The 21,324-nt window shown below is 72.6% G+C and carries 17 protein-coding genes; 13 read left to right on the top strand and 4 right to left on the bottom strand.

What is annotated here, in order from left to right:
- The first annotated feature begins 69 nt into the window (after positions 1–69).
- The 3 genes from ACIQMU_RS13715 to ACIQMU_RS13725 all read left to right on the top strand — a co-directional run bounded on the left by ACIQMU_RS13715 (position 70) and on the right by ACIQMU_RS13725 (position 2,161).
- Positions 70–594, top strand: coding sequence for an SAV_6107 family HEPN domain-containing protein (locus ACIQMU_RS13715; RefSeq protein ID WP_352241049.1), 525 nt, complete (start codon positions 70–72; stop codon positions 592–594).
- A 156-nt stretch (positions 595–750) separates the two neighbouring features.
- The gene (locus tag ACIQMU_RS13720; RefSeq protein WP_402688900.1) at positions 751–1,509 is read left to right on the top strand and encodes a methyltransferase; all 759 of its coding nucleotides are present in this window, start codon (positions 751–753) and stop codon (positions 1,507–1,509) included.
- Between the two features lie 247 nt (positions 1,510–1,756).
- Entirely contained in the window at positions 1,757–2,161 is a 405-nt protein-coding gene (locus tag ACIQMU_RS13725) for a DUF3040 domain-containing protein (protein ID WP_352241051.1), read from the top strand.
- A 246-nt stretch (positions 2,162–2,407) separates the two neighbouring features.
- Here the strand turns inward: ACIQMU_RS13725 and ACIQMU_RS13730 are convergent, their stop codons facing one another.
- The 4 genes from ACIQMU_RS13730 to ACIQMU_RS13745 all read right to left on the bottom strand — a co-directional run bounded on the left by ACIQMU_RS13730 (position 2,408) and on the right by ACIQMU_RS13745 (position 8,048).
- A complete protein-coding gene (locus tag ACIQMU_RS13730; protein ID WP_402688901.1) occupies positions 2,408–4,825 on the bottom strand; it encodes a DUF3488 and DUF4129 domain-containing transglutaminase family protein in 2,418 nt (805 codons plus the stop codon).
- A complete protein-coding gene (locus ACIQMU_RS13735; protein ID WP_402688902.1) occupies positions 4,822–6,186 on the bottom strand; it encodes a DUF58 domain-containing protein in 1,365 nt (454 codons plus the stop codon). Before ACIQMU_RS13735 ends, ACIQMU_RS13730 begins: the two co-directional genes overlap by 4 nt.
- The gene (locus ACIQMU_RS13740) at positions 6,183–7,235 is read right to left on the bottom strand and encodes a MoxR family ATPase (RefSeq protein WP_352241054.1); all 1,053 of its coding nucleotides are present in this window, start codon (positions 7,233–7,235) and stop codon (positions 6,183–6,185) included. Before ACIQMU_RS13740 ends, ACIQMU_RS13735 begins: the two co-directional genes overlap by 4 nt.
- A 249-nt stretch (positions 7,236–7,484) precedes the next feature.
- Positions 7,485–8,048, bottom strand: a complete 564-nt coding sequence (locus tag ACIQMU_RS13745; RefSeq protein ID WP_352241055.1) for a carbonic anhydrase — start codon at positions 8,046–8,048, stop codon at positions 7,485–7,487.
- Between the two features lie 430 nt (positions 8,049–8,478).
- On the opposite strand from ACIQMU_RS13745, the gene rsmH reads away from it, so the two are divergent.
- The 10 genes from rsmH to ACIQMU_RS13795 all read left to right on the top strand — a co-directional run bounded on the left by rsmH (position 8,479) and on the right by ACIQMU_RS13795 (position 21,194).
- Positions 8,479–9,444 (top strand): 16S rRNA (cytosine(1402)-N(4))-methyltransferase RsmH, encoded by a 966-nt coding sequence (gene rsmH / locus ACIQMU_RS13750; protein ID WP_402688903.1) that lies wholly within the window; start codon positions 8,479–8,481, stop codon positions 9,442–9,444.
- A 61-nt stretch (positions 9,445–9,505) separates the two neighbouring features.
- Positions 9,506–10,063, top strand: coding sequence for a septum formation initiator family protein (locus ACIQMU_RS13755; RefSeq protein WP_402688904.1), 558 nt, complete (start codon positions 9,506–9,508; stop codon positions 10,061–10,063).
- 4 nt (positions 10,064–10,067) lie between these two features.
- The gene (locus ACIQMU_RS13760) at positions 10,068–12,056 is read left to right on the top strand and encodes a penicillin-binding protein 2 (protein ID WP_352241058.1); all 1,989 of its coding nucleotides are present in this window, start codon (positions 10,068–10,070) and stop codon (positions 12,054–12,056) included.
- 40 nt (positions 12,057–12,096) lie between these two features.
- Positions 12,097–13,815, top strand: a complete 1,719-nt coding sequence (locus tag ACIQMU_RS13765; RefSeq protein WP_402688905.1) for a UDP-N-acetylmuramoyl-L-alanyl-D-glutamate--2,6-diaminopimelate ligase — start codon at positions 12,097–12,099, stop codon at positions 13,813–13,815.
- A 4-nt stretch (positions 13,816–13,819) separates the two neighbouring features.
- Positions 13,820–15,241: a UDP-N-acetylmuramoyl-tripeptide--D-alanyl-D-alanine ligase gene (gene murF / locus ACIQMU_RS13770; protein ID WP_352241061.1), complete on the top strand. Its 1,422-nt coding sequence runs from the start codon at positions 13,820–13,822 to the stop codon at positions 15,239–15,241.
- The gene (gene mraY, locus ACIQMU_RS13775; RefSeq protein ID WP_352241062.1) at positions 15,238–16,308 is read left to right on the top strand and encodes a phospho-N-acetylmuramoyl-pentapeptide-transferase; all 1,071 of its coding nucleotides are present in this window, start codon (positions 15,238–15,240) and stop codon (positions 16,306–16,308) included. The genes murF and mraY overlap by 4 nt, the downstream gene beginning before the upstream one ends.
- Positions 16,290–17,732 (top strand): UDP-N-acetylmuramoyl-L-alanine--D-glutamate ligase, encoded by a 1,443-nt coding sequence (gene murD, locus ACIQMU_RS13780; RefSeq protein ID WP_402688906.1) that lies wholly within the window; start codon positions 16,290–16,292, stop codon positions 17,730–17,732. Before mraY ends, murD begins: the two co-directional genes overlap by 19 nt.
- A 64-nt stretch (positions 17,733–17,796) precedes the next feature.
- The gene (ftsW, locus tag ACIQMU_RS13785; RefSeq protein WP_352241064.1) at positions 17,797–19,242 is read left to right on the top strand and encodes a putative lipid II flippase FtsW; all 1,446 of its coding nucleotides are present in this window, start codon (positions 17,797–17,799) and stop codon (positions 19,240–19,242) included.
- Between the two features lie 6 nt (positions 19,243–19,248).
- Entirely contained in the window at positions 19,249–20,337 is a 1,089-nt protein-coding gene (gene murG / locus ACIQMU_RS13790) for an undecaprenyldiphospho-muramoylpentapeptide beta-N-acetylglucosaminyltransferase (RefSeq protein WP_352241065.1), read from the top strand.
- A gap of 62 nt (positions 20,338–20,399) precedes the next feature.
- Positions 20,400–21,194: a cell division protein FtsQ/DivIB gene (locus tag ACIQMU_RS13795; protein ID WP_402688907.1), complete on the top strand. Its 795-nt coding sequence runs from the start codon at positions 20,400–20,402 to the stop codon at positions 21,192–21,194.
- Positions 21,195–21,324: the final 130 nt, after the last annotated feature.

Here is a 21,324-nt window from a genome sequence, read left to right on the forward strand (position 1 = left end):
TGTCAGTGGGGCCCGCCACCATGGACACAGACGGCCACGAAGCCGTCACACGACGACAGGAGGTTCGTCATGGCCAGCTCGTCCGCAGCCGCCGTCCCGCGGCGCCGCGCAGGCAGCCCTGCCCCCTCACTGACCGGTCCGGCCGACGATGTCCACCCCGTGCCGCGCCGCACGGCGCCGCCCGCCGCCCTCGAACTGCTCGCCAAGGCCCGCTCCGGCCTCGACGAGGCCGCCGTGCTCCACCAGCCGAACGAGCGGTACGCCACCGCGCACCTCGCCGCCCTGCGCGCCGCGGCGGCCGTGCTCGCGGCCCGTGGCCGCCCCGAGACGAACAAGCGCCGCCGCGAGCGCATCCGCAGCGCCTGGGAAGTGCTCCCGGAGATAGCGCCGGAGCTGACCGAATGGAGCGCCCTCTTCGCCTCGGGCGCCCAGCGCCGGGCCCGCGCGGAGGCCGGTATGCCGGGAGCCGCCGGCCCGCGCGACGCCGACGACCTGCTGCGCGACGCGGCCATGTTCCTGCGCCTGGTGGAACGGCTCCTGGCGCTCCAGCCGGTGCTCCCGCAACCACGCCCGGAGCGCCCGGGCGACGGGTGACCGGGGCCCGGCCCCGTGCCGCCGCCCGGCGCTCGGCGGCACGAGGCCGGGCCGTGGGCGGCGGTGCGAGGCAATAGGGTGGTGACCGCTCACATCACTACCGCACTGTTCACGCTCCGCCGTCCCCGGCGGCACCGTGCCGAGGAGTCATCTGCCGTGTCGGACCAGCCGCGCCCCCGCGCCTCCCTCCGTACCGCCGTGGTCTGGGAGGTCCTCAAGGACGCTCTGGACCGTCAGGCCAAGGCCACCGGCAGGGACGCCCTGGATGTTCTGGACACCGGTGGCGGCACCGGCAACTTCGCCGTGCCCGCGGCCCGGCTCGGCCACCGGGTCACCGTCGTCGACCCCAGCCCCAACGCCCTCTTCGCACTGGAGCGCCGCGCGGCCGAGGCCGGGGTCGCCGACCGGGTCCGGGGCGTCCAGGGCGACATCCTCGGGCTGTTCGACGTCGTGGAGCGCGACGGCTTCGACGCGGTGCTCTGCCACGGCGTCCTGGAGTACGTCGACGAGCCCGCCCAGGGCGTGCGCAACGCGGTCCAGGCGCTGCGCCCCTCCGGCGCGCTGAGCCTGCTGGCCGCGGGGCTGGGCGGAGCCGTCCTGGCCCGCGCGCTCGCCGGTCACTTCACCGAGGCCAGGAACGCGCTCACCGACCCGGCGGGCCGTTGGGGCGAGGGCGACCCGGTGCCCCGCAGGTTCACCGCCGAGCAGCTCTCCGACCTGGTCTCCGAGGCCGGGCTGGAGATCACCGCGGTGCACGGGGTCCGGGTCTTCGCCGACCTCGTGCCGGGCGCCCTGGTGGACACCGAGCCCGGCGCCGTGGAAGCGCTGCTCAAGCTCGAAGCGGCCGTCGCCGAGCAGCCCGCGTTCCACTCCGTCGCCACCCAACTGCACATTCTGGGCGAGAAGCGCCGCTGATCAGCAACGCAGCTCCGCACCGAGTGGGACTCAGGACCCCCGTAAGGGGCGTACGCCCCGTATGATCGGGTGACACCATCCGGCATGGCGGATCGGTCGTCGGGGAATCTACGCCTCAGCAGCCGAGCCGACATAGCGGTCCGGACTGGCTGAACGCTAGAGGGCGGGTTTCACGGGGGCGAATCCCTGCCTATCCTGGAAGGGCCGCATACCGGTCGCCCCCGCGGCCGACGACGAGGAGGATCCCGTGCCGCTCTCGGAGCACGAGCAGCGCATGCTCGAGCAGATGGAGCGAGCGCTGTACGCCGAAGATCCCAAGTTCGCGACAGCGCTCGAGGGAAGCGGACTGCGTACGTATACCCGGAAAAGGGTCTACCAGGCGGTCGCTGGCTTCCTGGTGGGTATCGCGCTCCTCATGGCCGGAATGGTCGCCCAGCAGATCTGGATCAGCGTGGTGGGGTTCCTCGTCATGCTCGGCTGTGCCGTGCTCGCGGTCACCGGATGGCGCAAAGCGCCCAAGCCCGGTGAACAACAGCCGGCTGCCGCAGGCAGCGGGGACAGCGGCGAACGCCGCCGACCGAGACAACGCCGGTCGATGATGAACCGCATCGAGCAGCGGTGGCAGCGCCGCCGCGACGAACAGGGCCAGTAGAGACCCGGGGGGCCATCGCCCCCCGGGTCTGCTTCTTGTCAGGAGTTCCCGCGGAGGGAATTCCTGTCGAGGACCGTGCGATGGCACGGCGTATGACACCGATGGGTGAGGGTGGCCGGGGAAAACGCGGCCTCCCTCACCCATGTGCGTTCCCACGCGCCCGGGCGCGCTGTCCGGCCTCTCGGCGCAGGACCCACTGGCGCAGGACCCACTGGCGCAGGACCCACGCCCGGGGCCCCGCGCCCCTCAGCCGTGCTGGCGCGTGAGGCGGCGCAGCCGGGCCGTCCAGCGGCCGGCTCCCGGCCGCCCCGCCCAGCGTTCCGCGAGCGCGGTCCGACGGTCCGCGAGGGCCCACATCACCCGGACGGACGACCGTGGCAGGAATGTCGCCCGCAGCCGGGTGCCGCGTCCGGCCGCCTCCCGCAGACCCGCCCCCACCGCCCGCACGTCCTCGGCCAGTCCGGCCGCCGGAAGCGGCACGGCGGCGTACAGCACCTGCTCCACCGCGCCCGCGATCCGGTGCACGGCCTCGGCCGCGGCGGTGTCGAGCCGGCCCAGCCGCACGACCCTGGCCGCCGCCTTCCGGGGTGTGAGCGACTCGTCCGGCGCGATGCCGTGGTCCCAGGCCGCGTCGGTGACCTCGCGCCAGGCGGCCAGCGTCCGCGCGGCGGCGTCCGCGGGGGTCCGGCCGCCGGAGCCCAGCCGCCCGTTCCTCGTCCGGGTCCGCCAGAGCAGCGGTGACAACGGCAGCACCAGCGCCGCCGCCCCGGCGAGCACCAACAGCAGGACCGTCCCGGCCGGGGTCCCCCGGTCGGTCGGCAGCGCCGCTCCCGGCTCCTGCGAAGGCCCGCAGTCGCCTTCCTGGCGCAGCTGCGGCGGGCAGCTGCTCTCGGCGGACGGCGCGGCGGACGGCGTGTCCGAGGTGTCCGCCGAGGGCTCGGCCACGTCGCTCGCGCTGTCCGCGGGAGTCTCGGGCCGGGTGTACGAAGGAGTGCTCCCCCGGCTCGGGGTGGGCTCGAACCGGGTCCAGCCGACCCCCTCGAAATACAGCTCCGGCCAGGCGTGCGCGTCGCGCAGCCCGACCGAGGTCGCCCCGTCCGACTTCACCGTGCCCGGGGTGAAACCCACCGCGACCCGGGCCGGAATGCCCAGCGTCCGGGCCATCGCGGCCATCGAGAACGAGAAGTGGACGCAGAACCCCTCGCGGTCGCGGAGGAACCGGACGATGGCCGACGACCCGGTCCCCGAGGTGACCGTCGTGTCGTAGGTGAAGCCGCCGTCGGACGCGAACCAGTCCTGCAGCTTCACGGCCCGCTCATAGGCGTTGGACGAGCCCTCCGTGACCTGCTCGGCGGTCCTGGCGACCACGGCCGGCAGCGAGCCGGGCACCTGGGTGTACTCGCGGACCAGGTCCTGCGGCGGCGGACCCGCGGCCGCGAGCTGTCCCGCCGTGGGCTCCACGACCAGGCTGCCGACCTCGTACTGCGCGCCGCGCGTGGTCTGCCCGTCGTCGCCGACCAGGGTGCGGCCCTCCGGCTCGTACCGCCAACGGCCGCCCGCGCGCACCTCGCTCGCCGGGAAGGGGAGCGGCAGATAGGTCTGCTGGTAGGAGCGGGAGGCGGAGATGTTCGTCCGCACCTCGGTGACGGAGACGTCCCTGCCCAGCCCCGGCGGCTGCGGAAGGCGGTCGGGAACGTCCGTCAGCCGACGGGTGGAGGAACGCCACTCGCTGCCGTTGAACTCGTCCAGGGCCAGGATCCGCAGATAGAGGCTCTGCGGGTCCTCGATATTGCTGCGGTACGTCAGCACCTCCCGGTTGTCCGGCTGGTTGAGGTTGTTCTGGAGCGACACGACCGGATTCACCGCGGAGATCGTGCCGCCGCCACTGCCTCTGCCGTTGCCCGGGCCCTTGCCGCCCAGCAGGCCGCTGTCCAGGGCGGGCAGGGCCAGCGGGATCACCAGGGCGACGCCGAGCGCCAGCACGCCGATCCGCCGACCCGTGCGGACGGGGGACGCCCCGCCGCCCGCGCCGCCGGCCCCGTCCGCCGACCTGCCCGTGTTCCGTGCCGCGCCGCCGAAGACGCGGCCCCACTGGGTGAGCCGGTCGCGGCCCTCCGCGAGCAGGAGCAGCAGGTAGCCGGAGGCGGCCAGGAGGAACCACAGCCAGCCCGCCCCGCCGTCGGAGAGGCTGGCCGCGACCGAGTACAGGGCCAGCAGCGGCAGTCCGGCGGGGGCCGCGCTGCGGAAGGTGACCGCGAGGGCGTCCACCGCCAGCCCGATCAGAACCACGCCGCCGACCACCATCAGCTCGATGCCGTCGGTCATCGGAGCCGGGATGGCGTACGTGCCGACGTCCTCCCCGCCCGCCACCAGCAACTCGCCGAGCCGCATGACGGCCGACGGGCCCGGCAGCACTCCGAACAGGGCGTGCTCCCGGGCGAACACCAGCGTCAGCAGCAGCAGGGTGACCAGCGCCTGGGCGGCGATCGTCAGCGTCCGTGCCACCGGCATCCGGCGCGCGAGGACGCCCGCCCCGCTCTGGACGGCGAGCAGCACCGCCGCCTGCACCAGCCAGCCGGCCCCCTCCACCAGCGGGAACAGCGCCCCCGCCGCCAGCAGTGTCGCCGCGTAGGCGTACAGCGCCATCCTGGCCCGCCCGCTCATGACCATCCCCCCGTGTAACCCGTCGGGCCGCCGCCGGAGGCGGACGGCGTGTCCGGGCTGCCCGCCAGCTGCCACAGGGCGGGCAGCTGGGCCCCCGGCTCCACGGCCACCGCGGTCCAGCCCGACTCGCGCAGCCGTCGGAGCCGCTCCCCGGACTGCCGCGCGGCGGCCTCGTCCCCGGCCCACACGGCGCTGTCCAGGACGAAGGCGACCCCCGCGCCGGCGCGCTGCCGCATCCGGGCCGCGACCGCTGCCTGCTCCTCGTCCAGATCACCGAAGAAGGCGATGAGCAGCCCCTCGTTGCCGCCGCGCAGCACGTCATGGGCGCGGGAGAGGCCCCCGCCGTCGGAATGGCCGACCACCGCGAGCGTGTCGAGCATCAGTCCCGCCGAGTCCGCGGACTCCTGGGTCGAGCCCGCGAATCCGCCGGACCCGTCTCCGGGCACCGCTTCGCCGTCGTCGGTGAGCAGCCGTACGGCGAAGCCGCGCTCCAGCATGTGCACGAGTGCGGAGGCCGCCCCCGAGACCGCCCACTCGAACGCCGAATCGGGCCCGGCGCCCTGGTAGCCGATCCGCCGGGTGTCCAGCAGCACCGTGCACCTGGCGCGCTGCGGCTGCTCCTCGCGGCGCACCATCAGCTCGCCGTGCCGTGCGGTGGAGCGCCAGTGGACCCGGCGCAGGTCGTCACCGTGCCGGTAGCCGCGCGGAATGATGTCGTCCTCACCGGCGAGCGCCAGCGAGCGCTGCCGCCCGTCGCCGTATCCCGCGGCCTCGCCCGCCAGCCGCAGCACGGGCAGCGGCACCGTGCGCGGAAGGACGACGAGGGTGTCGTACGCGCTGAAGGAGCGCGTCAGCTCGCACATCCCGAACGGGTCGCTGAGCCGCAGTTGCAGCGGGCCCAGCGGATAGCGGCCGCGCAGGTCGGAGCGGACCCGGTAGGACACCTCACGCCGGCCGCCGGCCTCCACGCGGTCCAGGACGAAGCGGGGGCGCGGGCCGAGGACGTAGGGAACCCGGTCCTGGAGCATCAGCAGCCCGGTGGGCAGCCGGGCGACGTTCTCCATCCGCAGGTGCACCCGGGCCTCCGCGCCGGCGGGCACCCGGGACGGCGAGAGCCGCCGGGTGCCCGTCACCCGGTAGCGCGTGCGGTAGAGCACGGTGACGCAGACCAGCGGCAGCACGGCCAGCAGCAGCCCGACCCGCAGCAGGTCGTCCTGGCCCAGCACGTACGCGCAGACGGCGGCGGCCAGTCCGGCGGCCAGGAACGACCGTCCCCGGGTGGTCAGTCCGCCCAGGGCCGCCCGGGGGCCGCCCTTCCGGCCGCCGTCCTCCACGGCGCCGGGCTCGCCGGCCGCCGTCACAGCCGCCGTGCCCCGGGCTGCTGCTGGTGGTACAGCGGCCGGCCCGGTTCCCGGCCGACGGGCGGAGGCGGCGCGGTGCCGCCGGCCGAGGTCGGCACGGGGGTGCGCTGGATGATCTCCAGAACCACCTGTTCCGCCGTGCGGCGGTTCAGCTGGGCCTGGGCGGTGGGCAGCAGGCGGTGCGCGAGCACCGGCGCGGCCAGTGCCTGGACATCGTCCGGCAGGGCGTAGTCACGCCCGTTGAGAGCGGCGGACGCCTTCGCGGCGCGCAGCAGGTGCAGCGTCGCGCGCGGGGAGGCGCCGAGTCTGAGGTCGGGGTGCCCCCGGGTGGCCCCGACGAGCTCCACGGCGTAGCGCCGCACGGCGTCGGCGACATGCACCGTGCGGACGGCGTCGATCAGCTTCACGATGTCGTGGGCGTGGGCCACGGGCTGGAGGTCGTCCAGCGGGGAGAGCCCCCCGTGCACGTCGAGCATCTGGAGCTCGGCCTCCGGGCTCGGATAGCCGATGGAGACGCGGGCCATGAACCGGTCGCGCTGGGCCTCCGGCAGCGGATAGGTGCCCTCCATCTCGACCGGGTTCTGGGTGGCCACCACCATGAACGGGTCGGGCAGCGCGTAGGTGTGCCCGTCGATGGTGACCTGGCGCTCCTCCATCGACTCCAGCAGCGCCGACTGGGTCTTGGGGGAGGCGCGGTTGATCTCGTCGCCGATCACGATCTGGGCGAAGATCGCGCCGGGCTTGAACTCGAACTCCCGCCGCTGCTGGTCGAAGATCGACACGCCCGTGATGTCCGAGGGCAGCAGGTCCGGGGTGAACTGGATCCGCCGCACCGAACAGTCGATGGACCGTGCCAGCGCCTTGGCCAGCATGGTCTTGCCGACACCGGGGACGTCCTCGATGAGGAGGTGCCCCTCTGCGAGGAGCACGGTCAGCGACAGCCGTACGACCTCGGGCTTGCCCTCGATCACCCCCTCCACCGACCTGCGCACCCGCTCCGCTGTGGTGGTCAGATCCGTGAGGCTCGCTCGATCGTCATAGGTCGTCACCCGGCCCTCCTCGGCCCTTCTGCGCAGAGGCCGTCGCGCGTACCCGCGCGGCCCACCCCGGAAAATCGGACACTCCTCCGGAAGGCCCGGGGGCGTCACACCAGCATTCTTGTTGCCGTTACCGCTCGGTGTCACTCGCCTGTGGACAAGTGGGTGCGGAAAGTCGGCGTCTGTCACGGTTTCGGCACCGTGGGGCGCGGTGCCGAAACCATGACGTGCGGCAGAGGGCCGGGAAACGAGGGACCGTGTTCAGGAAGTGGAGTGGATCTCGCGCAGCAGGCCGGTGGTCACGTCGAAGACGAAACCGCGCACATCGTCGGTGTGCGGCAGGAACGGCGAGGTCCGCACGCGCTGCATCGACTGGCGCACGTCCTGGTCGGCGTCCGAGTACGCCTCCACGGCCCAGACCGGACGCTGGCCGACCTCGCGCTCCAGGTCCTGCCGGAAGTCCTCGGTGAGGGACTCCAAGCCGCAGTTGGTGTGGTGGATGAGGACGACGCTGCGGGTGCCGAGAGCCCGCTGGCTGATGGTCAGCGAGCGGATCACGTCGTCGGTGACCACGCCGCCCGCGTTGCGGATGGTGTGGCAGTCGCCGAGTTCGAGGCCGAGCGCGGCGTGCAGGTCGAGACGGGCGTCCATGCAGGCGACCACGGCGACCTGGAGGACGGGGCGCGCGTCCATGCCCGGATCGCTGAAGTCCTTCGCGTACTCGGCGTTCAGCGCGACGAGCCGGTCGGTGACCTGGCCGCCCTCGCGGACCGGCGCGGCGGTGGACGGCACGGACTCGGTGGAGGAATGAGCGGAAGTCGACATGGATACGACGTTAGCCTTCCCACCTGGACCGGGTGTGCTGTGAGAGCGGACAAAGAACGTCAACTCGGCTTGTTGTGAGCTAACCCACAAGACGCGCGGATACGGCCGTTCGTGTGGGTTCGCCGCATCCGTACGGGTGGAGCGACGCGCAGCGCGGTTCGTTGATCGCGAATCGATCGAATGGCAGGGTGGACTAAAGTAACGCGAAGTCACCATCGAACGCCGTACCCGACCACTGCCCCACCGCACCCCCCGCACCTCCTGCATATTCCGTTTTTCCCCCGTGATGTGCGGCGTACGTGCGACCCGGCCCTCTCCCGCTCTCGGTCGGCCGACGCCTCTTCCCCGGCGCCGGCGGGCCTCCCCTTCAGAGCGGGCGGGGACCAGGACGTACGTGCCGGCCGCGCGGGACAGAGCCTGAGAGGGCGCATTGAGCCAGACCCGACACGTCCCGGTGATGCTCCAGAGGTGTCTGGACCTGCTGGCCCCGGCTCTCCAGGACCCGGCCCACCCGGAGCCCGTGGTCGTCGACTGCACCCTCGGCCTCGGCGGCCACAGCGAGGCGCTGCTCGCCTCCTTCCCCACCGCCCGGCTGATCGCCCTGGACCGCGACAAGGAGGCGCTCCGCCTCTCCGGAGAGCGGCTCGCCCCCTACGGCGACCGGGCCACCCTCGTCCACGCGGTCTACGACGAGCTGCCGGAGGTCCTCGCGCGGCTGGGGGTCCTAAAGGTCCAGGGCATCCTGTTCGACCTCGGCGTCTCCTCCATGCAGCTGGACGAGGCCGACCGCGGGTTCGCGTACGCCCAGGACGCCCCGCTCGACATGCGCATGGACCAGAGCACCGGCATGGGCGCCGCCGAGGTGCTCAACACCTACCCGCCCGGCGAACTGGTCCGGATCCTGCGCGCGTACGGCGAGGAGAAGCAGGCCAAGCGGATCGTCTCCGCCGTCGTGCGCGAGCGCGAGAAGGAGCCCTTCAGCAACAGCGCCCGGCTCGTCGAGCTGATCCGCGACGCGCTGCCGCAGGCCGCCAAGCGCACCGGCGGCAACCCGGCCAAGCGGACCTTCCAGGCCCTGCGCATCGAGGTCAACGGCGAGCTGAAGGTCCTGGAGCGCGCCATTCCGGCCGCCGTCCAGTGCCTCGACGTCGGCGGCCGTATCGCCGTGCTGTCCTACCAGTCGCTGGAGGACCGGCTGGTCAAGCAGGTCTTCGCGGCCGGCGCCGCCAACACCGCGCCTCCCGGACTGCCCGTCGTCCCCGAGCGCTACCAGCCCCGGCTGAAGCAGCTCACCCGGGGCGCCGAGCTGCCCACCGAGGAGGAGGTCGCCGAGAACCGCCGCGCCGCCCCCGCCCGGCTGCGCGGCGCCCAGCGCATCCGCGAGGAGGAGCGATGAACACCGGGGCCGGACACCGTGCGGCAGCCCGCCGCGGGGCGCCCCCCGGGGGAGCCGCGCGGTGAGCAAACCGGCCGCACCGCTGAAGGGGCGGGCCGCGCGGCTCGCCCGGCTGATGCCGTCCCCCGGGCCGAGCACCGCGGCCCGCACCCCCTTCGTCCTGCTGGTCGTCCTGCTCCTGGGCGGCGGGCTCATCACCCTGCTCCTGCTGAACTCCGCCCTCAACGAGGGCTCGTTCAAGCTCAGTGAGCTGAAGCGGGAGACCACCGAGCTCACCGACGAGCAGCAGGCCCTCCAGCGCGACGTCGACAGTCGTTCCCAGCCCGACGCCCTGGAGCGCCGCGCCCGGGAACTGGGCATGGTCCCCGGCGGCAGCCCCGCCTTCCTGAACCCCGACGGCACGGTCCGCGGCGTCCCCAGCGAGGCCACCGCCCCGCCCTCGCCGAGCCCCAGCCCCAGCCCCACCCCGGACCCCGACGCCACGGCCGACGCCGCCCCGGACCCCGACGCCACGGCCGCCGGCCCTTCCGGCTCCGCGCCGGCCTCCGCGACCGAGTCCGGCCCCGCGCCCGCCCCCGCGGCGGGGAACAGCCCGCCCCCGACGAGCCCCGGCAGGTGACGCAGTGCCGCCCAAGGAACCGCCGCGCCGCCGTGTACCCGGACCGGCGCGCCCCCGTAACGGCGCGTCCGGATCCGGCCGTTCCGGCGCGCGCCCACCGGCCCGCCGCCCCCGCTCCGCCCCGGGGCGCACCACCGCGCGCGGCGGCACGCCACGCTCTCTGCGCCTCGGCAGTCCCCGCCCCCGGCTGCGGCTCGTCGGCCTCGGGCTGACCCTCGTCATGCTGGCCTTCGTGGCCCGCCTGCTCCAGGTCCAGGCCGTCGACGCCAGCGCCTACGCGGCCAAGGCCGAAAAGAACCGCTACCTGGAGTACACGGTCGCCGCCGAGCGCGGCGAGATCACCGACCGCAAGGGCGTCGCACTCGCCACCAGCGTGGACGCGCACAACATCACGGCCGACCCGAAGATGTTCACGCCCGAGGAGAGCAAGGCGCCCGACGCGCCCCAGCAGGCCGCCGCCCTGCTCGCCCCGATCCTCGGCAAGGACGTCGACGAACTCGTCAAGAAGCTCTCGGCGCCCAAACGCCGCTACACCGTGCTCGCCCACCGGCAGACCCCGCAGGTCTGGAAGCAGATCAAGGACCTGAAGTCCGTCTTCGCCGAAAAGGCGTCCGAGGACAAACTGAAGGGCGGCCCGGGAGCCAACGTCCTGGCCGGAGTCCTCCAGGAGCCGACCACCAGACGCGTCTACCCCAACGGGGACCTCGCCGCCGGGATACTGGGATTCGTCAGCGCCGACGGCAAGGGCGGCGGCGGCCTCGAATCGCAGCTCGACAAGGAACTCGCGGGTGAGGACGGCAAGATCCGCTACGCGCAGGCCGGCGGCCGCCGGGTGCCCACCGCCGGCGGCAGCGAGGAACCGGCCGTGCCCGGCTCCGACATCGAGCTGACCATCGACCGCGACATCCAGTGGGCGGCGCAGAAGGCCATCGCCGACCAGGTCGAGAAGTCCAAGGCCGACCGCGGCTACGTGATCGTGCAGAACACCAGGACGGGCGAGCTGCTGGCCATGGCCAACGCCCCCGGCTACGACCCCAACGACCTCTCCCAGGCCACCTCGGCCTCCCTCGGCAACGCCGCCCTCCAGGACGTGTACGAACCCGGCTCCACCAGCAAGGTCATGTCCATGGCCGCCGTACTGGAGGAGAAGGCCGCCACCCCCGGCACCCACGTCACCGTCCCCAACCGGCTGCACCGCGGCGACCGGCTCTTCAAGGACGACGTGGACCACCCCACCTGGTACCTCACGCTCAACGGCGTCCTCGCCAAGTCCAGCAACATCGGCACCATCCTGGCGACCGGTCAGCTCGGCAAGACCCAGGCGGAGGCCAACCAGGTCCTCTACTCCTACCTGCGCAAGTTCGGCCTCGGATCCAAGACCGGGCTCGGCTACCCCGGGGAGTCGCCGGGGCTGCTGGCCCACCCGAAGGACTGGTCGACCTCGCAGCAGTACACGATCCCCTTCGGCCAGGGGCTCTCGCTCAACGCCGTCCAGGCCGCCTCGGTCTACTCCACCATCGCCAACGGCGGCGTACGGATCGCCCCCACCCTCGTCCGCGGCACCAAGGGGTCCGACGGGCGCTTCACCCCCGCCGAGGCCCCCGAGGAGAACCGGGTGGTGAGCGAGAAGACCGCCAAGACCCTGGCGACGATGCTGGAGTCCGTCGTCGACGACCGGGAGGGGACCGGCACCAAGGCCGCCATCCCCGGCTACCGGGTCGCGGGCAAGACCGGCACCGCCAACCGGGTCGACCCCGCCCGCGGTGTCTACAAGGGCTACACCGCCTCCTTCGCGGGCTTCGCCCCCGCCGACAACCCGCAGGTCACCGTCTACTGCGCGATCCAGAACCCCACCAAGGGCAGCTACTTCGGCGGCCAGATCTGCGGCCCGATCCACAAGCAGGTCATGGAGTTCGCACTCAAGACGCTCCAGACCCCCCCGTCCGGCAGCGAGCCGCCCAGGCTGCCGGTGTCCTTCAAGCCCGGCGAGTGAACACGGGGATGCGCGAGCATCTCCTCCAAGGGAACCCTCAGTGACAACCATCACCCCCGATCCCGGGAACCGGAGCGAGAACCGCCGCAACCGGGGTCCCTCGCTTCGCGAGACGCCGCACCGGCCCGGTACGCTCACCGCCGTGCCCCACGCTGATCAGTCCCAAACCTCTCAGAAGGACGCGCCTGTGACCTACCCGGGAGCGCCCCGACCGGACCGGCTCCGGCCCACCCCCCTCGGCGAGCTGGCCGGCCGGCTCGGCGTCGAAACGGCCGGGGCCGGTGAGGTCACCGGCATCACGCACGACTCGCGGGCCGTGCGCCCGGGTGACGTGTACGCGGCCCTGCCCGGCGCCCGCTTCCACGGCGCCGACTTCGCGGCCCAGGCCGCGGGCCTGGGCGCCGCCGCCGTCCTCACCGACCCCTCCGGCGCCGAACGCGCCGCCGCCACCGGCCTGCCGGTCCTGGTCACCGAGGACCCGCGCGCCGTGATGGGTGAGCTGGCCGCCGACATCTACGGGCGGCCCGGCATCGGCCTCCTCCAGATCGGCATCACCGGAACCTCCGGCAAGACCACCACCGCGTACCTCGTCGAGGGCGGACTGCGCGCCGCCGGACGCCCCACCGGGCTGATCGGCACCGTCGAGATGCGCATCGGCGACGAGCGCATCAAGTCCGAGCGCACCACGCCCGAGGCCACCGACCTCCAGGCCCTGTTCGCCGTCATGCGCGAACGCGGCGTCGAGGCCGTCGCCATGGAGGTGTCCAGCCACGCCCTGGTGCTCGGCCGGGTCGACGGCTGCGTCTTCGACGTCGCCGTCTTCAACAACCTCAGCCCGGAGCACATGGAGTTCCACTCCGGCATGGAGGACTACTTCCAGGCCAAGGCCCAGCTGTTCACCCCCGAACGCAGCCACCGCGGCGTCGTGAACTTCGACGACGAGTACGGCCGCAGGCTGCTGACCGAGTCCGGGGTGCCGGTCACCAGCTTCTCCGCCGAGGGCCATCCGGACGCCGACTGGCACGCCGAGGACGTCGAGGTGGGGCCGCAGGACAGCACCTTCACCGCCGTCGGCCCCCAGGGCGAGCGGATCACCGCCCGCGCCCCCCTGCCCGGCCCGTTCAACGTCGCCAACACCCTCGCCGCGATCGTCACGCTGGCCGTCGCGGGCGTCGACCCGCAGACCGCGGCAGACGGCATCGCGGCCGTCCCCGGGGTCCCCGGCCGGCTGGAGCGGGTGGACGCGGGACAGCCCTACCTCGCCGTCGTCGACTACGCGCACAAGACCGACGCCGTCGAGTCCGTACTGCGCTCGCTGCGCAAGGTCACCGAGGGACGGGTGCACATCGTCCTCGGCTGCGGCGGCGACCGCGACACCACCAAGCGCGGCGCGATGGGCGCCGCGGCGGCCCGGCTCGCCGACACCGCCGTACTGACCTCCGACAACCCCCGCTCGGAGGACCCCCTCGCGATCCTCGCCGCGATGCTCTCCGGCGCCGCCGAAGTCCCCGTCCACGAGCGCGGCGACGTGTTGGTCGACGCCGACCGCGCCTCGGCCATCGCCGCCGCCGTGGCCCGCGCGGAGGCGGGCGACACCGTCCTCGTCGCGGGCAAGGGGCACGAACAGGGCCAGGACATCCACGGAGTGGTACGCCCCTTCGACGACCGCAAGGTCCTGCACGCAGCCATCGAGCGGTCCCTGTCGCACCCCGGCGCCGCGGACCGTGCCCCTCACCACGAGAACAACAGTCAGGGATGACCAAGTGATCACCCTTTCCCTCTCCGAGATCGCCGAAATCGTCGGCGGGCAGTCGTACGACATACCGGATCCGGCTCTCACCGTGACCGGCCCCGTCGTCATCGACTCCCGCGAGGTCGTGCCCGGCAGCCTGTTCGCCGCGTTCGCCGGCGAACGGGTCGACGGCCACGACTACGCCCGGCGCGCCGTCGAGGCGGGCGCCACGGCCGTCCTGGCGGCCCGTCCCGTCGGCGTTCCGGCGATCGTCGTGGACGACGTCGTCGGAGCGCTCGGAGCCCTCGCCCGCGCCGTCGTGGAACGCCTCGGCACCACCGTCGTCGGACTCACCGGATCAGCGGGCAAGACGTCCACCAAGGACCTGATCGCGCAGCTCCTCCAGCGCAAGGGCCCGACCGTCTGGACGCCCGGCTCCCTCAACAACGAGATCGGCCTGCCGGTCACGGCGCTGACCGCCACCGCCGAGACCGAGCACCTGGTCCTGGAGATGGGCGCCCGAGGCATCGGCCACATCCACTACCTGGCCGACCTCACGCCGCCCCGCATCGGCCTGGTCCTCAACGTCGGCTCCGCCCACCTCGGTGAGTTCGGCAGCCGGGAGGCCATCGCCCAGGCCAAGGGCGAGCTGGTCGAGGTCCTACCCGAGGACGGCTGCGCCGTGCTCAACGCGGACGACCCGCTCGTCCGCGCCATGGCCTCGCGCACCCGGGCCCGGGTCCTGCTCTTCGGAGAAGCCCCGGAAGCGGACGTACGGGGCGAGAAGGTCAGGATGACCGCCGACGGACGGCCCGCCTTCGAGCTCCACACACCCACCGGGTGCAGCGACGTGACCATGCGCCTGTACGGTGAGCACCACGTGTCGAACGCGCTCGCCGCGGCCGCCGTCGCCCATGAGTTGGGCATGTCCGTGACCGAGATCGCCGAGGCGCTCTCGGAGGCGGGCACCCTCTCCCGCTGGCGCATGGAGGTCACCGAGCGTCCGGACGGTGTGACGGTCGTCAACGACGCCTACAACGCGAACCCCGAATCCATGAGAGCCGCACTGCGTGCGCTGGCTGCCATGGGTAGGGCCCGACAGGGCGACGGGGCGCGCACCTGGGCGGTGCTCGGTCAGATGGCCGAGCTCGGTGACGCGTCGCTCGCCGAGCACGACGCGGTCGGACGGCTCGCCGTCCGGCTCAACGTCAGCAAGCTCGTCGCTGTCGGGGGGAGAGAAGCCTCCTGGCTGCAACTGGGCGCATATAACGAGGGTTCGTGGGGTGAGGAGTCGGTGCACGTGTCCGACGCACAGGCGGCCGTCGACCTGTTGCGCAGTGAACTGCGCCCGGGAGACGTCGTGCTGGTGAAGGCGTCCCGGTCGGTCGGCCTGGAGAAGGTCGCCCAGGCACTGCTGGAGAACTCGACCGAGGGCGAGGTCGCCGGCCGATGAGGCAGATCCTCTTCGCGGGGGCCATCGGGCTCTTTCTGACCCTGGTCGGTACTCCGCTGCTGATCAAGCTGCTGGCCCGCAAGGGATACGGGCAGTTCATCCGGGACGACGGCCCGCGCACGCACGGCAGCAAGAAGGGCACGCCCACGATGGGCGGCATCGCCTTCATCCTGGCGACGATCATCGCGTACCTCCTCGCGAAGGTCCTCACGGGTGAGGACATCCGCTACTCCGGCGTCCTCGTGCTGTTCCTCATGGCCGGGATGGGGCTCGTCGGCTTCCTCGACGACTACATCAAGATCGTCAAGCAGCGGTCGCTCGGTCTGCGGGCCAAGGCGAAGATGGCCGGCCAGCTGATCGTCGGCATCGCCTTCGCGGTGCTCTCGCTCCAGTTCCCCAACTCCGCGGGCAACACCCCGGCCTCCGACCGGCTCTCCTTCGTGGAGGACTTCGGCTGGTCGATCGGCCCGGTGCTCTTCTGCGTCTGGGCGCTGTTCATGATCCTCGCCATGTCCAACGGCGTGAACCTCACCGACGGCCTCGACGGACTGGCCACCGGCGCCTCCGTCATGGTCTTCGGCGCCTACACCTTCATCGGCCTCTGGCAGTTCCAGGAGTCCTGCGCCAACGCGGACAAGCTGACCAACCCGAGCGCCTGTTTCGAGGTACGCGACCCGCTCGACCTCGCCGTCGTCGCCGCCGCGCTGATGGGCGCGTGCTTCGGCTTCCTGTGGTGGAACACCTCGCCCGCCAAGATCTTCATGGGCGACACCGGCTCGCTCGCCCTCGGCGGCGCGCTCGCGGGCCTCGCGATCCTCTCCCGCACCGAGTTCCTCCTCGCCATCCTCGGCGGCCTCTTCGTGATGATCACCATGTCCGTGGTCATCCAGGTCGGTTCGTTCAAGATGACCGGGAAGCGGGTCTTCCGGATGGCCCCGCTCCAGCACCACTTCGAACTCAAGGGGTGGTCCGAAGTCCTTGTCGTGGTCCGCTTCTGGATCATCCAGGGCATGTGCGTGATCGTCGGCCTCGGCCTCTTCTACGCGGGATGGGCAGCCAAGAAGTGAGCACCGTGGACTGGCAGGGCAAGCACGTCACCGTCGCCGGGCTCGGCGTCAGCGGCATCCCCGCGGCCCGCGCCCTGCACGAGCGCGGCGCGCACGTCACCGTCGTCAACGACGGCGACGACGCCCGCGCCCGCGCACAGGCGGCCGAACTGGAGGCGGACGGCATCACGGTGCGCCTCGGCGACGGCGCCACCCTGCCGCCGTCCACGGAACTCGTCGTCACCGCCCCCGGCTGGCAGCCGGACAAGCCGCTCTTCCTGGCTGCCGCCGAGGCGGGCGTCCCGGTCTGGGGCGACGTCGAACTGGCCTGGCGACTGCGCGGCACGGGCGGCCGCGAGCCCGCCCCCTGGCTCGCGGTCACCGGCACCAACGGCAAGACCACGACCGTACGGATGCTGGCCTCGATCCTCGAAGCCGCGGGCCTGCGCACCGCGGCCGTCGGCAACATCGGCGTATCGCTGCTGGACGCGGTGCTCGGGGACACCGAGTACGACGTCCTCGCGGTCGAACTCTCCAGCTACCAGCTGCACTGGGCGCCCTCCCTGCGCGCCCACTCCGCCGCCGTCCTCAACCTGGCGCCGGACCATCTCGACTGGCACGGCTCGATGGAGGCGTACACCGCCGACAAGGGCCGCGTCTACGAGGGCAACACGGTCGCCTGCGTCTACAACGCGGCCGACCCGGCCACCGAGGACCTGGTCCGCGAGGCCGACGTCGAGGAGGGCTGCCGGGCCATCGGCTTCACCCTCGGCGCCCCCGGCCCCTCCCAGCTCGGCGTGGTCGACGGCATCCTCGTCGACCGGGCGTTCGTCGCCAACCGCCAGAAGCAGGCCCAGGAGCTGGCCGAGGTCACCGACGTCAGCCCGCCGGCCCCGCACAACATCGCCAACGCCCTCGCCGCCGCCGCCCTCGCCCGCGCCTACGGCGTGGAGCCGGCCGCCGTCCGCGAGGGCCTGCGCGCCTTCCGGCCGGACGCCCACCGCATCGAGCACGTCGCGGACATCGGCGAAGTCGCCTACGTGGACGACTCCAAGGCCACCAACACCCACGCCACCGAGGCTTCCCTCGCCGCCTACGACTCCATCGTCTGGATCGCGGGCGGACTGGCCAAGGGCGCGGCCTTCGACGAGCTGGTCACCGGCGCGGCGAAGCGGCTGCGCGGGGTGGTGCTGATGGGCGCCGACCGGGCGCTGATCCGCGAAGCCCTGACGCGACACGCCCCCGAAGTCCCGGTGGTCGACCTCGACCGGACCGACACTGGGGCGATGTCCGAAGCGGTCGCGCGGGCGGCCGCGCTCGCCCGGCCGGGCGATACGGTACTGCTGGCCCCGGCCTGTGCCTCGATGGACATGTTCACCGACTACAACAAGCGGGGCGAGGCGTTCGCGGACGCGGTCCGCGCACGCGCCGTCGAGAGCGCCTGACCGACCGGGCCTCCGCGCCCGGGGTCACGGGCCCCGGGCACGAGCAGTGGAGGGGACAGCGACAATGCCGGCCGACGAGAGATTCGCCGTACGGCGGGACCGCGCACGGGCCTTTGCCCCCCGCCCCCTCGCCGCGGCGCCCGCACCCCTCGGAGCACCGCTGCCGGCCGGGCTCGCCCTGCGCGGACGCCTCGCCACCGGCGCCCGGCGCCCCGAGGCGCCTCGCGGTTCCGGGCGCGGCGGCTCGGGCCCCCGCGCCCCGCGCCCGGAGCGCGGCGGCGGACCGCGCCGGGCCTACGAGCGGGCACGGCGGGCCTGGGACCGGCCCCTGACGGCCTACTACGTGATCCTCGGCTCCAGCCTCCTGATCACCGTGCTGGGCCTGGTGATGGTCTACTCCGCCTCGATGATCAAGGCGCTGGACATCAGCAAGCCCTCGACGTACTTCTTCGGCAAGCAGTTCCTCGCCGCCGTCATCGGGGGCGCTCTGATGCTGATCGCCGCCCGGATGCCCGTGAAGCTCCACCGGGCGCTGGCCTACCCGATACTGACGGTCACCGTCTTCCTGATGGTCCTGGTCCAGGTGCCGGGGATAGGGAAGTCGGTCAACGGCAACCAGAACTGGATCTACCTGGGCGGCCCGTTCCAGCTCCAGCCCAGCGAGTTCGGCAAGCTGGCCCTCGTCCTGTGGGGGGCGGACCTGCTGGCCCGCAAGCAGGACAAGCGGTTGCTGACGCAGTGGAAGCACATGCTCGTACCGCTGGTCCCGGTCGCCTTCATGCTGCTCGGGCTGATCATGCTCGGCGGCGACATGGGAACCGCGATCATCCTCACGGCGATCCTGTTCGGTCTGCTCTGGCTGGCCGGCGCCCCCACCCGGCTGTTCGCCGGGGCCCTCGGCTCCGCCGCCGCCATCGCGTTCCTCCTGATCAGGACCAGCCCCAACCGGATGTCCCGGCTCGCCTGCATGGGCGTGAGCGAACCCGATCCGGAGGGCGGCTGCTGGCAGGCCGCGCACGGAATCTACGCTCTGGCGTCCGGCGGATGGTTCGGTTCCGGACTGGGTGCGAGTGTGGAAAAATGGGGCCAACTCCCGGAACCCCACACCGACTTCATCTTCGCGATCACCGGTGAGGAACTGGGTCTGGCGGGGACGCTGTCCGTGCTCGCCCTCTTCGCGGCTCTAGGCTATGCGGGTATCCGCGTGGCCGGACGCACGGAGGACCCCTTCGTGAGGTATGCCGCGGGAGGCGTGACCACGTGGATCACGGCGCAGGCCGTGATCAACATCGGTGCGGTGCTCGGCCTGTTGCCGATCGCCGGGGTTCCGCTCCCGCTGTTCTCGTACGGGGGATCGGCCCTGCTGCCGACGATGTTCGCGGTCGGGCTGATGATCGCCTTCGCGCGGGAGGACCCCGCCGCCAAGGCGGCCCTGGCCATGCGGAAGCCCGGGGTGAGATGGAAGACGATGAGACGGCGCGTCAAGAAGCGTCCGTCCGGAGAGCGGTGAATTTCGGTGCATGTCGTACTCGCCGGCGGGGGGACCGCCGGACACATCGAGCCCGCGCTTGCCCTCGCAGACGCCCTGCGCAGGCAGGACCCGACCGTGGGAATCACTGCCCTCGGCACGGAACGCGGACTGGAGACCAGACTCGTGCCCGAGCGGGGGTACGAGCTGGCGCTCATCCCTGCCGTCCCGCTGCCCCGCAAGCCCACCCCCGAACTGATCACCGTCCCGGGCCGGCTGCGCGGCACCATCAAGGCCGCCGAGCAGATCCTGGAGCGCACCGAGGCGGACTGCGTGGTCGGCTTCGGCGGCTACGTCGCGCTGCCCGGCTACCTGGCCGCCAAGCGGGCCGGTGTGCCCATCGTGGTCCACGAGGCCAACGCCCGCCCGGGCCTGGCCAACAAGATCGGCTCGCGGTACGCCCACGGGGTCGCCGTCTCCACCCCGGACAGCAAGCTGCGCGGCGCCCGCTACATCGGCATCCCGCTGCGCCGCACCATCGCCACCCTGGACCGCGCCCGGGTCCGCCCGGAGGCCCGCGCCTCCTTCGGCCTCGACCCCAACCTGCCCACGCTGCTGGTCTCCGGCGGCTCGCAGGGCGCGCGCCACCTCAACGAGGTGGTCCAGCGGGTCGCGCCGCTGCTCCAGCGCTCCGGGATCCAGATCCTCCATGTGGTCGGCCCGAAGAACGAATTGCCGCGGATCGACAACATGCCCGGGATGCCGCCCTACATCCCGGTACCGTACGTGGACCGGATGGACCTCGCCTACGCGGCGGCCGACATGATGCTCTGCCGCGCGGGCGCGATGACCGTCGCCGAACTCTCCGCCGTCGGGCTCCCCGCCGCCTATGTCCCGCTGCCCATCGGCAACGGCGAACAGCGGCTCAACGCCCAGCCGGTGGTCAACGCCGGCGGCGGCCTGCTGGTGGACGACGCGGCTCTCACCCCGGAGTGGGTGCAGGGCAACGTCCTGCCGGTACTGTCGGACCCCCACCGGCTGTACGAAATGTCCCGCGCCGCGGCCGAGTTCGGCCGGCGCGACGCCGACGACCTGCTCGTCGGCATGGTGTACGAAGCGATTGCCGCGCGCCGCTAGGCGCCCGGCGCGATGCGGTGCGGACCCGGGGCGGGCGCCCCGGGTCCGGCGAAGGAGCGAGCGTGGCCGGACCGACGACCGCCCAGCGCGGCGCACCCGGGCGGGCGGACACCGCCGCCCGCCCGCCGCACCCCGGCGCCGAGGGGCCCCGGATCAGCCGTCGCGTCCTGCTGATCCTCATCGCCGTGGCGGCCGCTCTGCTCGCCGCGTTCGTGATCTGGGTGCTCTACGGCTCCTCCTGGCTCCGCGTCGAGAAGGTCGGCACGACCGGCGTCGAGGTCCTGAGCCGCGAGGAAGTGGAAGCGGTTGCCGCGGTACCGATCGGCGCCCCGCTGGTCTCCGTGGACACCGACGCGATGGAGCGCCGGTTGCGCCAGAAGCTGCCTCGTATCGACTCGGTCGATGTCGTTCGGTCCTGGCCGGGTGCCATCGGCCTTAAGGTGACGGAACGGAAGCCGGTCCTGCTGGTCGAGAAGGGCGGTGCGTTCGTGGAAGTGGACGCCGGTGGCGTGCGCTTCGCCACCGTGGACGAGCCGCCGAAGGGCGTACCCCTGCTGGAGCTGGCGCCCGACCCGTCCGCGAGCCTCCGCCGCTTCGGCGATGACCGACTGCTGCGGGAAGCGGTCCGGGTGGCCGGCGACCTTCCGGCGGGCGTCGCCGAGGACACCGAGGCAGTCCGGGTCACCTCGTACGACGCCATCTCCTTGCGGCTCACCCGGGATCGTGTGGTGACCTGGGGGAGCGGTGAGGATGGTCCGGTGAAGGCCCGCGTCCTCACCGCGCTCATGAAAGCCGCCCCCAAAGCGGAACAGTTCGACGTAAGTGCTCCCACCGCCCCGGCGGTATCGGCGAGTTGACGGGTATTTGTGCTGGCCAGCACCCTGGTTGGTCAGCGCTACGGGTGATCACATAGGGTGAAAAGAAAAACGGGAGGTTCGGCGTGTTCGTTGAACGTGCGCCACTTGTCGACTTAGTGTCCTGTTCGGA

The organism is Streptomyces sp. NPDC091649 (genome assembly GCF_044756785.1).
GTDB lineage: Bacteria > Actinomycetota > Actinomycetes > Streptomycetales > Streptomycetaceae > Streptomyces.